This window comes from Mycobacterium sp. ST-F2, from assembly GCF_001905655.1.
In the GTDB taxonomy this organism is placed as follows: domain Bacteria; phylum Actinomycetota; class Actinomycetes; order Mycobacteriales; family Mycobacteriaceae; genus Mycobacterium.
The window spans coordinates 217,955-230,462 of sequence record NZ_JMHT01000022.1; the positions used below are offsets into that span (position 1 = coordinate 217,955).

The 12,508-nt window shown below is 68.1% G+C and carries 11 protein-coding genes and 1 pseudogene; 6 read left to right on the forward strand and 6 right to left on the reverse strand.

What is annotated here, in order from left to right; all coding sequences use genetic code 11:
* Positions 1-6: 6 nt before the first annotated feature.
* The gene (gatA, locus tag EB75_RS10260; RefSeq protein ID WP_073695299.1) at positions 7-1,491 is read right to left on the reverse strand and encodes an Asp-tRNA(Asn)/Glu-tRNA(Gln) amidotransferase subunit GatA; all 1,485 of its coding nucleotides are present in this window, start codon (positions 1,489-1,491) and stop codon (positions 7-9) included.
* The gene (gene gatC, locus EB75_RS10265; RefSeq protein ID WP_073695300.1) at positions 1,488-1,787 is read right to left on the reverse strand and encodes an Asp-tRNA(Asn)/Glu-tRNA(Gln) amidotransferase subunit GatC; all 300 of its coding nucleotides are present in this window, start codon (positions 1,785-1,787) and stop codon (positions 1,488-1,490) included. The genes gatA and gatC overlap by 4 nt, the downstream gene beginning before the upstream one ends.
* 143 nt (positions 1,788-1,930) lie before the next feature.
* Here gatC and EB75_RS10270 point away from each other — a divergent pair, with 143 nt between their 5' ends.
* The 5 genes and pseudogenes from EB75_RS10270 to EB75_RS10290 all read left to right on the forward strand — a co-directional run bounded on the left by EB75_RS10270 (position 1,931) and on the right by EB75_RS10290 (position 5,787).
* On the forward strand, positions 1,931-2,596 hold the full coding sequence (locus tag EB75_RS10270; RefSeq protein WP_073695301.1) for an ACT domain-containing protein: 666 nt from the start codon (positions 1,931-1,933) through the stop codon (positions 2,594-2,596).
* 92 nt (positions 2,597-2,688) lie between these two features.
* Positions 2,689-3,300 carry a DUF4178 domain-containing protein gene (locus tag EB75_RS10275; RefSeq protein WP_073695302.1) on the forward strand — a complete coding sequence of 204 codons (612 nt, stop codon included), beginning with the start codon at positions 2,689-2,691 and terminating at the stop codon, positions 3,298-3,300.
* A 6-nt stretch (positions 3,301-3,306) separates the two neighbouring features.
* A pseudogene (locus EB75_RS10280) lies at positions 3,307-3,723 on the forward strand (DUF4247 domain-containing protein).
* A gap of 25 nt (positions 3,724-3,748) precedes the next feature.
* On the forward strand, positions 3,749-4,207 hold the full coding sequence (locus EB75_RS10285) for a DUF350 domain-containing protein (RefSeq protein WP_073695303.1): 459 nt from the start codon (positions 3,749-3,751) through the stop codon (positions 4,205-4,207).
* On the forward strand, positions 4,207-5,787 hold the full coding sequence (locus tag EB75_RS10290; protein ID WP_073695304.1) for a polyamine aminopropyltransferase: 1,581 nt from the start codon (positions 4,207-4,209) through the stop codon (positions 5,785-5,787). The genes EB75_RS10285 and EB75_RS10290 overlap by 1 nt, the downstream gene beginning before the upstream one ends.
* Here EB75_RS10290 and ligA read toward each other — a convergent pair.
* On the reverse strand, positions 5,784-7,841 hold the full coding sequence (ligA, locus tag EB75_RS10295) for an NAD-dependent DNA ligase LigA (protein WP_073695305.1): 2,058 nt from the start codon (positions 7,839-7,841) through the stop codon (positions 5,784-5,786). The genes EB75_RS10290 and ligA overlap by 4 nt on opposite strands.
* Positions 7,842-7,881: 40 nt before the next feature.
* On the reverse strand, positions 7,882-9,816 hold the full coding sequence (locus EB75_RS10300) for an alkaline phosphatase family protein (protein WP_073695306.1): 1,935 nt from the start codon (positions 9,814-9,816) through the stop codon (positions 7,882-7,884).
* 111 nt (positions 9,817-9,927) lie between these two features.
* Between EB75_RS10300 and EB75_RS10305 the strand changes: the two genes are divergently transcribed.
* Positions 9,928-10,323 carry an MmcQ/YjbR family DNA-binding protein gene (locus EB75_RS10305; RefSeq protein WP_073695327.1) on the forward strand — a complete coding sequence of 132 codons (396 nt, stop codon included), beginning with the start codon at positions 9,928-9,930 and terminating at the stop codon, positions 10,321-10,323.
* Here the strand turns inward: EB75_RS10305 and EB75_RS10310 are convergent.
* Positions 10,301-10,942, reverse strand: coding sequence for a class I SAM-dependent methyltransferase (locus EB75_RS10310; protein ID WP_073695326.1), 642 nt, complete (start codon positions 10,940-10,942; stop codon positions 10,301-10,303). The two genes, EB75_RS10305 and EB75_RS10310, sit on opposite strands and share 23 nt — an antisense overlap.
* Before the next feature lie 97 nt (positions 10,943-11,039).
* Positions 11,040-12,446, reverse strand: a complete 1,407-nt coding sequence (locus EB75_RS10315; protein ID WP_073695307.1) for an HNH endonuclease signature motif containing protein — start codon at positions 12,444-12,446, stop codon at positions 11,040-11,042.
* Positions 12,447-12,508: the final 62 nt, after the last annotated feature.

Below are 12,508 nucleotides of genomic sequence, written 5' to 3' on the forward strand. Positions count from 1 at the left end.
TCGGCGCTAGACGGCCGTGGGCAGTGCGCCGCGCGCGGCTTCGTAGGCCGCGCCGACGCGGTACAGCCGGTCGTCGGCCAGGGCCGGCGCCATGATCTGCAGACCCACCGGCAGGTTGTCGTCCGGCGACAGGCCCGAGGGCACCGACATGCCGCAGTGCCCCGCCAGGTTCAGCGGCAGCGTGCAGAGGTCGAACAGGTACATCGCCAGCGGATCGTCGACCTTCTCGCCAATGCCGAACGCGGTGGTCGGGGTGGTCGGGGTGACCAGTACATCGACCTTCTCGTACGCCTGATCCAGGTCACGGGCGATCAGGGTGCGCACCCGCTGGGCCTGGTTGTAGTAGGCGTCGTAGTAGCCCGACGACAGGGCGTAGGTGCCGATCATGATGCGGCGCTTGACTTCCGGGCCGAAACCGGCGGCGCGGGTCAGGGCCATGACCTCTTCGGCGCTGTGCGTGCCGTCGTCGCCGACCCGCAGGCCGTACCGCATCGCGTCGAAGCGGGCGAGGTTCGACGACACCTCGGACGGCAGGATCAGGTAGTAGGACGCCAGCGAGTAGTCGAAATGCGGGCAGTCGACCTCGGTGATCTCGGCGCCGAGCTCGGTCAGCTGGTCCACCGCGGCGTTGAACGACGACAGCACGCCGGGCTGGTAGCCCTCGCCGGTGTGCAACTGCTTGACCACACCGATCCGGACGCCCTTGAGGTCACCGCCGGCGCCGGCGCGGGCCGCCCCGACGACGTCGGGCACGGGGGCGTCGACCGAGGTGGAGTCGCGCGGGTCGTGACCGGCGATCACCTGGTGCAGCAGTGCGGTGTCGAGCACCGTGCGGGCACACGGCCCGCCCTGGTCCAGCGACGACGCACAGGCGATCAGGCCATACCGCGAGACGGTGCCGTAGGTGGGCTTGACGCCGACGGTCGCGGTCAGCGCGGCGGGCTGACGGATCGAGCCACCGGTGTCGGTACCGATCGCCAGCGGCGCCTGGAACGCCGCGAGCGCCGCGGCGCTACCGCCACCGGAACCACCCGGCACGCGGTTGACGTCCCACGGGTTGCGGGTCGGGCCATAGGCCGAGTTCTCGGTGGAGGAGCCCATGGCGAACTCGTCCATGTTGGTCTTGCCGAGGATCGGGATGCCGGCCGCGCGCAGCTTCGCGGTGACGGTCGCGTCGTACGGTGACTGCCAGCCCTCGAGGATCTTCGAGCCGGCCGTGGTCGGCGCGTCGGTGGTGGTGAAAACGTCCTTGAGCGCCAACGGAACTCCGGCGAGTGGCGACGCCAGCGGCTCGCCTGCGGCCACCTGCTTGTCGACGGCGGCGGCAGCGGCCAGTGCCGCCTCGGCACCCACGTGCAGGAAGGAGTGGTAGGTCTCGTCGGTGGCGGAGATCTGGTCCAGGTGCGCCTGGGTGACCTCGGTGGCCGACACCTCGCCCGCGGCGATCTTCTCGCCGAGCGTGGCGGCGTCGAAACGGATCAGGTCGCTCACTGTGATTCTCCCAAGATGCGCGGCACGGCGAACCGGCCATCCTCTGCTCGCGGAGCCTCGGCCAGCGCCTCGTCCTGCGTCAGGCTGGGCACCTCGACGTCGGACCGAGTGATGTTGACCTCTTTGAGGGGGTTGCCGGTCGCCTCGATACCGGTGACGTCGACGGCCTGAATCTTGCCGACGTGCGCCAGGATGGCATCGAGCTGGCCTGCGAAACTGTCCAGCTCACCGTCGGTCAGGGCGAGCCGGGCCAGATTCGCCAGATGGGCGACATCGTCCCGGGAAATCTTCGACACGTCGAAACAGCCTAGTGGGGGGCTCGATGGGCCCCGCGGCGGGGAACGCATCCGAGGCGAGCGAAGCGACGGGGAATATACCGGTGACACGCGCCGCACCTGCCCGTCCTGCCATCGCCACGACGCTGTGCAACAGTTGTCGCGTGTCCTCCTATCTGCTGCGGGTGCAGCTCGAAGACCGCCCCGGTAGCCTCGGCTCCCTGGCGGTGGCTCTCGGCTCGGTGGGCGCCGACATCCTGTCGCTCGACGTCGTCGAGCGCGGTCCGGGCTTCGCCGTCGACGACCTGGTGGTCGAGCTGCCGCTCGGGGCCATGCCCGATGCCCTGATCACTGCCGCCGAGGCTCTCAAGGGCGTGTACGTCGACAGCATCCGGCCCCACACCGGACTACTCGAGGCCCACCGCGAACTCGAACTCATCGACCATGTCGCCGCCGCCAAAGGCAAGGCCGCCCGGCTCCAGATGCTGGCCGACGAAGCACCGCGTGTACTGCGGGTCGGCTGGTGTGTCGTGGTGACGGGCGGCAAGGAAGGCGTACTACCCCGCCGCATCGCCGGCAGCCCCGGTGCGCCCGAGACGCTCGCAGACTCGGCGCCCTGGCTGCCGCTGGAACACGCTGCCGCCCTGGACGCCACGGGCGACTGGGTGCCGCAGTTCTGGCGGGAGATCGACACCACCCTGGCCGCGGCGCCGTTGGGTGACCCGCACACCGCAGTGATGCTCGGCCGCCCGGGCGGACCGGCCTTCCGTCCGTCGGAGGTCGCGCGGCTGGGATATCTGGCCGGAATCGTCGCGACCATCCTGCGCTGACCGTCTGGTTCTCAGCCACTTCACCAGCGCGAATACGGTTACGCCGGCGTCGAAACTGCTAGCGTGGGCCGACATCTCGCTGGAGGGCACACGTGAGCACATTCCTGATCGTCGTCGGCGTCGTGCTGATGATCGCGGCCGTCGTCGTCGTGGTGCTCGCCTTCACCCGGGCCAAGAAAGCGGACAAGCCCGGCGCCCGCCAGGACCCGCTGAAGGCCGGCGAGATGCCGGTTTTCGGACCGAAACAGTTGGGTCCCGGCGCGATCGTCAGCCATGGCGGAGTCGACTACGTGGTGCGCGGCTCGGTGACCTACCGCGAAGGCCCGTTCGTCTGGTGGGAGCATCTGCTGGAAGGCGGTCAGGGCGAACCGATCTGGTTCAGCGTCGAAGAGGACGAGGGACGGCTCGAGCTCGCGTTCTGGACCAAGCGACCCGACCTGGCGCTACAGCCAGTCGGCCCGCACACCATCGACGGCGTGCAGTACAACGAGGTCGAGACCGGCGATGCGCACTACACCTCGGAGGGCACCACCGGCCTGCCCGAAAACGGCCAGATGAACTACGTCGACTACGCCAGCGCCGGCCGCGCCGCGCTGCTGAGTTTTGAGCAGTGGTCACCGAATTCGCCGTGGGAGGTATCAACCGGCAAGGTCATGTCGCCTGGTGAGCTCACGGTGTACCCCGCTCCCCCTGCGGGTTCGTAGGGCGCCATGACCCGGGGCAGGATGTTGATTCTCGCCGGGGTGCTCGCGGTCGCATCGGTGATCTGCCTGGCGATCGGCATCAGCACCGCCCGCACCATCGAGTCGTACGTCAAAGACCGCTATCAGAACGTCGGCTACAACACCTACCGGTGCAGTGGGTCGCCGAGCGCCGTCGCCGACGATCTCGCCCGAGCCCACTGACCGCAGGCGCGCGCGACCGATCGCGGCAATTACTACCTGCGGTACAGCGACTCCATCGCGATCGTCGGCGCGGGCTCCGGGCAGACGTGCGCCATCCGGCTGGAGAACCTCAACTCCGGTTACAACCACGGCAGTTACGTGTTTCTGGGCCCGGGCTTCAGCCCGGGATCACCGTCGCACAGTTCCGGCGGCAGCTCGGGCGGACCGGGCGGCGTCAAGTGACCACACCAATTCCGAGGAGAATCCGATGAACCTGGCCGCCATCGACTTCGGCACCGTCCACACCGACGCGATCATCCAGAACGTGGTCGGCTCGGTGCTGTACTTCCTCGTGGGCGTACTCGTGTTGGCCGCCGGTTTCGTCATGGTCGACGTGTTGACGCCCGGAAATCTGCGCCGCCAGGTGTTCGTGGAGCGTCGGCCCAACGCCGTGGCGATCACCGCGGCGATGGATGTCTCACTGGCCGCCGTCATCATCACCGCGATCCACTCCAGCTCCGACCGCCTGGGCCAGGGTTTGATCGACACGCTGATCTACGGGCTGATCGGCGTCGCCCTGCAGTGTCTGGCCCTGGTGGTCGTGGAGTTGTTGGCGCCCGGCCACTTTCGCAACGACATCAACGCCGAGGAATTCCATCCCGCGGCCCTGTCGGTCGCCGTGGTGTTGCTGGCCATCGGCGGCATCAACGCCGCCGCGCTCACCTGATGGTCACCACGGCCCCGGCGGCCCCTGAAGCGCCCGATCCGGTCATCGGAACCCGGTGGCGCGCGCTGCTTTTGGCGGCCGTGGCGGCGTGCGCCGCGTGCGGCATCGTCTACGAGCTTGCGCTGCTGACCCTTTCGACGAGCCTCAACGGCGGCGGCGTGGTGTCGACGTCGCTGATCGTCGCGGGCTACGTGGCAGCCCTCGGCGTCGGTGGGCTGCTGGCCAAGGCGCTGCTGGCGCGCGCGGCCATCAGCTTCATCGCGGTCGAGACGACGCTGGGCGTCGTGGGCGGCCTGTCAGCGACGGTGCTGTATGTGACGTTTGCGTTCCTCGGTGACTCCGACTGGGTGCTGGGTGTCGCGACGGCGCTGATAGGTGGATTGGTCGGAGCGGAAGTACCCCTGCTGATGACGCTGCTGCAGCGTGGCCGGGTCGCCGGGGCCACCGACGCCGGGCGGGTGTTGGCCAATCTCAATGCCGCCGACTATCTGGGCGCGCTGCTGGGCGGTCTGGCATGGCCCTTCCTGGTGTTGCCGTATCTGGGCATGATCCGTGGCGCGGCCGCCACCGGGATGATCAATCTGGCTGCCGCAGCGGTGGTGTCGGTGTTCCTGCTGCGCCGCATCCTGAGCCGGCGGGAGTTCGTCGCCGCGCTGAGCGTCCTCGTGCTGGCGTTCGCGGTACTGGCCACGCTGATGGCGTCCGCCGACGGTATCGAGACCACGTCCCGCCAGCGGCTGTACGCCGATCCGATCGTGGCCTACCAGCATTCGGCGTACCAGGAGATCGTGGTGACCCGGCGGGGCGATGACACCCGGCTGTATCTCGATGGCGGACTACAGTTCTCGACACGCGATGAGTACCGGTACACCGAGTCGCTGGTGTATCCGGCGCTGGGTCGGGGCGCGCGCTCGGTGCTGGTCATCGGTGGCGGTGACGGTCTGGCGGCGCGAGAGTTGTTACGCCAGAAGGGTGTCGACCGCATCGTCCAGGTCGAGTTGGACCCCGCGGTGGTCGCGGTGGCGCGCACCAAGCTGCGCGACGCGAATGCCGGCGCACTCGACGATCCCCGCGTCCAGCTGATTCTCGACGATGCCATGACGTGGCTGCGGGTCCCCCACCGGGACGTCATACCGCCGGGCGGGTTCGACGCCGTCATCGTCGACCTGCCCGACCCGGACAACCCGGTCCTCGGCCGGCTGTACTCCACCGAGTTCTACAGCCTGATCGCCCGGGTTCTGGCACCCGAAGGGCTGCTGGTGGTGCAGTCCGGCAGCCCCTACTCGACGCCGATCGCGTTCTGGCGCACGGTTTCCTCCATCGCCTCGGCGGGACTGGCGGTGACGCCGTACCACGTGGAGGTGCCGACGTTCGGCGATTGGGGCTTCACCCTGGCCGGTCGCGGTCCCCTGCCGCCCGCGCCGGTGGTGCCCAAAGATGCTCCGCCACTGCGGTTCCTGAATCAACAGGTGCTCGACGCCGCCACCGTCTTCGCACCCGACACGGCACCGCAACACCTACCGCCGTCGACGCTGGAACATCCGCTGATCGTCGACGACATGCGGCGCGGATACCGCTAGACCCCGTCCGGACCGTCTGCCAACAACCGCCGGAAGCCGTCCTCGTCGAGAATCGGCACGCCGAGCTCAACGGCCTTGTCGTACTTGGATCCCGGTGCGTCACCGGCCACCACATAAGCGGTCTTCTTCGACACCGAGCCGGCCGCCTTGCCGCCGCGGACCAGGATGGCCTCCTTGGCCTCGTCGCGCGAGAACCCGGTCAGTGAACCGGTCACCACGATCGACAGGCCCTCCAGATTCCGCTCGATACCGGCGTCGCGTTCGTCGGCCATCCGGACGCCCGCAGCCCGCCACTTGTCGACGATGGCGCGGTGCCAGTCGACGGTGAACCAGTCGATCACCGCGGCGGCGATGGTCGGGCCGACGCCCTCGACCGCGGCCAGCTGTTCCTCCGAGGCTTCGGTGATCGCTTGCAGATCACCGAATTCCGCGGCCAGCGCCCGGGCCGCCGTCGGACCGACGTGCCGGATGGACAGCGCCACCAGCACCCGCCACAGCGGCTGCTGCTTGGCCTTGCCGAGGTTGGCCAGCAGCCTGGCGCCGTTGGCCGAGAGCTCACCCTTCTGGGTCTTGAACAGGTTGGTGCGCAACAGCTCATCGGCCGTGAGCTCGAAGATGTCGCCCTCATCGGTAATCACGCCGGCGGCCAGCAGCGCGGTCGCCGCCTCGTAGCCCAGGCCCTCGATGTCGAAGGCACCACGGCCCGCGACGTGGAAAACCCGCTCGCGCAACTGCGCGGGGCACGACCGGGTGTTGGGGCAGCGGATGTCGGCGTCACCCTCCTTCGAGGGCGCGAGAGTGCTGCCGCACTCGGGACACGTTGCGGGCATGACGAATTCACGTTCGGTGCCGTCACGCAGATCGACGACCGGACCGAGCACCTCGGGGATGACGTCACCGGCCTTGCGGATCACCACGGTGTCACCGATCAGCACGCCCTTGCGCTTCACCTCGGTGGCGTTGTGCAGCGTCGCGAGACCGACCGTCGAACCGGCCACGGTGACGGGCTCCATGTAGGCGAACGGCGTGACCCGGCCGGTACGTCCCACGCTGACCCGGATGTCGAGCAGCTTGGTGGTGACTTCCTCGGGCGGGTACTTGTAGGCGATGGCCCAGCGCGGCGCGCGGCTGGTGGCGCCGAGCCGCCGCTGCAGGGTCCGGTCGTCCAATTTGACCACCAGACCGTCGATTTCGTGGTCGACGTCGTGGCGGTGCTCACCCCAGTAGGCGACCCGCTCGGCCACCGCGGCAATGCCGGTGACCCGCGTGGTGTGCTCTGACACCGGCAGACCCCAGGCCTTCAGAGCGCGATAGGCGTCGTGTAGCGACGCGGGCTCGAAACCTTCGGTCAGGCCCAGCCCGTGGCAGATCATGTGCAGCCGACGACGGGCCGTCACGGCCGGATTCTTCTGGCGCAGCGATCCCGCGGCGCTGTTGCGCGGATTGGCGAACGGCGCCTTGCCCTCCTCGACCAGGCTGGCGTTGAGCGCGGCGAAATCCTCGACGCGGAAGTACACCTCGCCGCGGACCTCCAGCACGGCGGGCACCGGGAATTCATCGGTGCCGACGAGCACCTCGGGCACGTCGGTGATGGTGCGCGCATTGAGCGTCACGTCCTCACCGGTACGCCCGTCACCGCGCGTGGCACCGCGCACCAGCTTGCCGTCGCGGTAGACCAGCGCCAGCGCGACGCCGTCGACCTTCAGCTCACAGAGGTACTCGAGGTCGCTGCCGAGCTCGTTGGTGAGCCGGGCCGCCCATGCCGTCAGCTCATCGGTGTTGAACGCGTTATCGAGCGACAACATGCGCTCCAGGTGCTGGGCCTCCCCGAACTCGGTCGCGAATCCGGCGCCGCCGACCAGCTGCGTCGGCGAATCCGGCGTCCGCAGTTCGGGGTACGTCTCTTCGAGCTGCTGCAACTGTCCCAGCAGTGCGTCGAACTCACCGTCGGAGATGATCGGCGCGTCCTTGACGTAGTAGCGGAACTGGTGGCCGCGAACTTCTTCGGCCAGTTCCTGCCATTGCCGGCGCACGTCAGGGTCAGGTGAGCTCACCCGGTAAGGCTAGCGAAGGGCACTGACACGGGTTGGGCCGCTAAGCCGCGATGATCCCTGACGCCGGCCCGCACGCCACGAGGACGGTGCAAGCAGCTGCCGGGGCCGGGTCCTCGGTACCGACGAGCGGCGGCAGCGGCGGCATGAAGATCGGCACGAGGCTGGCCCCCGTCACGCCCGTCAGCCTCGCGACAACCTGTGCCACCACGTTGGTCGCCGCGTACGCCAGGCTGCCGATCACCTTGACCGGAACGATCGCCACCTGCGCCAGCGGGCTGATGACGAAGATGTTCTTGTCGGCGATCGACTCCAGCTGCGCCGTGACCGCGTCGAACCCCTGATTGAGGAAATAGGGCACGGATGCGAAGACCGTCCGGATGCCGAGCGTCAGATCGGTGCCGATGTTGGGGTACCCGTATTTCCCGATCACTTCCAGCACGGCGGCGCGCAGTGCCGCGTCGTTGTCGATGGGCGTGACGGTGCTGCCACCGAAGTTGGTGATGGATTCACCGTCGGACGCGGCGGGCGTGCCACCGAACAACGTCACGACCGTCGGCGTGACGTCGACGATCTGGTATTTCAGGTTGACGCCACCGGGAGTGAACAGATCCGGGTTGTTCGCGATGACGAAAGTCGATGTCTCATTGGGTGATTGGAAGCCGTGCCCGAAGCCCTGGCTGGCCTGGTGGCCATGGTCGGTGACGACGATGACGGTCCACTGTTCCCCGGTGGCGGCCTCCCAGTCGTTGACCGACTGCATGATCTCGCCGATGTTCCGGTCGACATTCCGCACCGCGTCTGCGTACTGCTGCGACGCGCCGCCGTGCGCGTGCCCGTTCTCGTCGACCCCGACGAAGTAGCTGAACACGAAGTTCGGCTTGGTCGGGTCGGCGGCGCCGATGGCGGCCTCGGTGGCGTCACCGACGGCGTCGTCCGTGAGCGACCAGTTGGAGTCGCCCACGATGTGCGAGATGTTGACGACGTGGTCGGCACCGACAGAACCCGACACCGCGATGGCCGAGATGACGTCCCAGTTAGCGATCGCTGTGGTCTGGATACCGGAGTTGAACGTCTCGAGTTGGTTGAACACCGTCGGGAACCGGTCATAGACGGCCGGATTGAAGATGTTGTTGATGACGCCCGTCTTCTCACCCCAGACACCGGTGAGGATGGCGGTCCACGACGGATTGCTGATGGTGGTGTGCCCGACGATGCTCGCCGGCGCCGTGGTGCCGCCCTGCATCAATTCGAAGAAGTGGGCGTTGGCCGGATCGGCCAGCACCCGGCTGAGGTTGGTGCCGTCGACGCCGATCACCAGCACGTTGGGCGTGGTGTCGGCAACTGTCGAAACCGACTGTGGCGCTGCGGCACTGGTGGGCTTGAGCGTTCTGCGTTCCAATTCATCGCGCACTGCGGCCAGGGCCACCATCACCGATGTCGAACTGAGCGGTGATACCGGCAGCTGCAACGACCGCAGCGCCTTGGTGAGTTTGGCGATGGGGTCCGCCGACAGCGCGGCCACCTTGACAGTGGGCTGCTGCGTGCCGGCCTGCGCCGTGACGGCGGCGGTCACCGACGGCGCCGCCGCGGTCTTGGCCGGAACTGCGGCCGCGACGCGTGGCACGCTCACCCGCGGTGCCGGCTGGTCCGCTCTGCCGCCGGTGTCCTGGTCGTCCTTGTGCTTCTCGGGCTTGTCGGCGGCAGCGGGCTTCTGCACCTTCTTCTCGGGCTTGTCGGCCTTGTCCTTGTCAGCCTTGTCCGAGTGTTTGTTGGGCTTCGGCTTGGCCGGTTTGCGCTGTTTCTTCGCCGGAGCGTCCGACGGCGCCCCCACCGGCTGCGATGATGCCGTCGACCCTGCTGCACCTGCGGTGGTGTCGGCCCACGCGGGGCAGTCGCTCCACCCCGCCAGCGCGGTACCGATCCCCAGCGCGACCGCCAGTCCCCCGACCCGACCAATGCATCTTCCAGCTGTCATTCGGAATGTATAACGCGCGACAATTACCGGGCGCACAGGAATCGCCAACCTGACCCACAGTCACCTCGAAGGTTGGTCGCCTTCCGCGCTCCCGAGGGTTACCGTGGCACCGTGCCGCATCCGATCATGTTCGACGATGACGACCCCGGCCTGAGCGAGCTGCGAGCGGTGGCGCTGAGCTTTCCCGAGGCGTTCGAGAAGGTGTCGTGGGGCCGGCCGGTGTTCTGCGCACCCAAGATGTTCGCGATGTACGGCGGCAATTCGAAGTCGACGGGCGAGATGGTCGCCTATCCACACTCACTACTGGTCAAGGTCGACGAGTCCGACCGCGCTGCGCTGGAACAGGATTCGCGCTTCTACTACCCCGCCTACATGGGTCCGTCAGGTTGGCTCGGGCTGGACTTCACCGCGGCAAAGGTCGACTGGGACGAGGTCCGGGAGCTTCTCGACGCGTCGTTCCGGCTGGTCGCGACGAAGCGATTGGTCAAGCTGCTCGACGCGCAATGAGATATGCCTGCGGCGTGGATTCGAGTCCGTCGTCGTCGGGTTGCCGGACCGTTTCGAGGTAGACACGAAAGCCACTGTTCGACAACAGGTCTGCGACGGCCTCCGGCCGACGGCGGATGAAGGTCAGGTTCACCGGCTCGCCGTCGAAGTCCGTCAGCACCCGCGCTTCCTCGCCGACCTGAAACGCCAACAGCACCACGCCGCCGGGCACCAGCACCCGATGGAACTCGGCGAACACCGCAGCCAGGTGCGAGTCCGGGACATGGATGATCGAGTACCAGGCGCACAGCCCACCGATACTGCCGTCGGCGACATCGAGCTCCAACATCGATCCGACCCGAAACGGCAGACCCGGGTAGTGCTGCCGCGCCTGCTCGATCATGTTGGGAGACAGATCGATTCCGGTGACGTCCAGGCCGGCCGCCGCCAGCGCCGCGGTCGCCACGCCGGTACCGCACCCGACGTCCAGCACACGGGCACTATGGTCCGCCAGTTCGGCAAAAGCGCCGATCATCGCGCGGTCCACCGGCCGCTCGTCGAGATGGTTCTGGAAGCGCTCGACGTAGTGCGCGGCAGCACGGTCATAGCCGTCACGCGTCATGGCCAGAAAATCGGGCATCGGCCAACCGTACGCGGGCACGGCGACACGGTCGGCCAGGCGCGTGGCATCCGCAGCGCGGCGAAGCACCGTGCCACCGCGCGCCCGGAGCGCCGTATCACGTTGCGGGACTGTCGCTTTCACCGTCGTCATCGCTGCCTCCCTCTGGCGGGTACAGGGTGGGGTGCCAGTATTGGTTGGTTCGGGGTTGGCCGGTGTCCAGCAGGGGTGGTGGGGTCCAGTGGGGGCGGCCGTTTTTCATGGTGCTGCTCCAGCCGGTGGTGTCTTCCAGGCGGTTGTCGCAGCCACAGGCCAGGGCCATGGTGGTGACGTCGGTCTGTCCGCCGCGGCTCCATCCGGGGATGTGGTGGGCCTGGCAGCCCGCGGCCGGGACAGTGCAGTCGGGGCGGGTGCAGCCCCCGTCGCGGGTGAACAGGGCCAGGCGTTGGCCGGTGGTGGCGGTGCGCCGCGCCCGCCCCAGGTACAACGGCACATCACCATGGTTGTCGAACACCGTGAGGTAGCAGGACGCGCCCGTACGGGCGGCCAGGTTGAGCAGGTCCTTGACGGGGAGCTGGCTGCCGGTGTGCGTCACGGCGACCCCGGCCCGCTGCTCGAGCTGCTCGAGGGTGCAGGTCGCCACGATGGCGAGGGGGAAACCGTTGTGCTCCCCCAGATCGGTGGACAGCAGCAGCAGGCCCACCGTTTCCCAGGCATCATGCTGACGCTGCGCCAGGGTGCGGTGATCATGGTCGATCTGCTCCTGCGTCGGCGTCCCGGACGTGCACGGCACCGGGTCGGCGGGGTTGCACATGCCCGGCGCGGCGTATTTGACCATCAACGCTTCGTAGACGGCGCGGGCGGCCGGGGTCAGCACACCACGCAGCTCGCTGCTGCCGTCGGGTCGCTGCTTGGACACCACCAGCGCCCGGTCGCGATCACAGTCCGGTTCCCGGTCCTCGGGTTCGGGACCATCCTGATCCAACTCATACAGCTTGCGTCTGACCACCGACCGCAGCGATTCAGGCGTCAGATTCCGGGCGGCGGCCACCAGCGCCTGCTCGGCGCCGTCGAGGCTGGCCAGGTCGGCCCAGGTGGGCAGTTTCGCGAAAAACGATTCGATGACATCAACATGATCACCATTGATCGCGCCTTCGGCGACGGCGGCGGCGACATGCGGGCGCAGCGGCGGCAGTAGTTCCCCGGTCAGGGACATGCGGGGCCCCAGCAGTTCGGCGTGCCGGACCCGGCGGCGGGCCTCCTCGCTGCTGAGCCGGTCCCGGATGCGCATCGCGTCGGCCCAGTTTTTCGCCCCGATCTCCTTGGCCGTGGTCTGGGCCGCCAACGCGGCCTGGATGTGGTGATCGACCGCCGCGGCGGCGCAGGCCAGCCGTTGCCGCTCCGATTGCAGCGCCAGCAGCTCCGGCACCGACAGGGTGCTGTAGTCCAGGGACGCCACCCGGGCCAGCGCCGCGGCGAGGCCGGTGTAGGCCTCGTCGACGGTCAGTGTGCTGGCGATGTCCATATTCGAACACTAGTGCGGCTCCTCACCTTCTCGTGGGTAGCTTTGGGTGTAGTCCGCCCAGG

Excerpts from the sequence above, each read along its gene's own strand:
- EB75_RS10310 (WP_073695326.1), bottom strand. The coding sequence starts at position 10,942 with ATGCCCGATTTTCTGGCCATGACGCGTGACGGCTATGACCGTGCTGCC.
- EB75_RS10315 (WP_073695307.1), bottom strand. The coding sequence starts at position 12,446 with ATGGACATCGCCAGCACACTGACCGTCGACGAGGCCTACACCGGCCTC.
- EB75_RS10300 (WP_073695306.1), bottom strand. The coding sequence starts at position 9,816 with ATGACAGCTGGAAGATGCATTGGTCGGGTCGGGGGACTGGCGGTCGCG.
- EB75_RS10290 (WP_073695304.1), top strand. The coding sequence starts at position 4,207 with ATGGTCACCACGGCCCCGGCGGCCCCTGAAGCGCCCGATCCGGTCATC.
- EB75_RS10285 (WP_073695303.1), top strand. The coding sequence starts at position 3,749 with ATGAACCTGGCCGCCATCGACTTCGGCACCGTCCACACCGACGCGATC.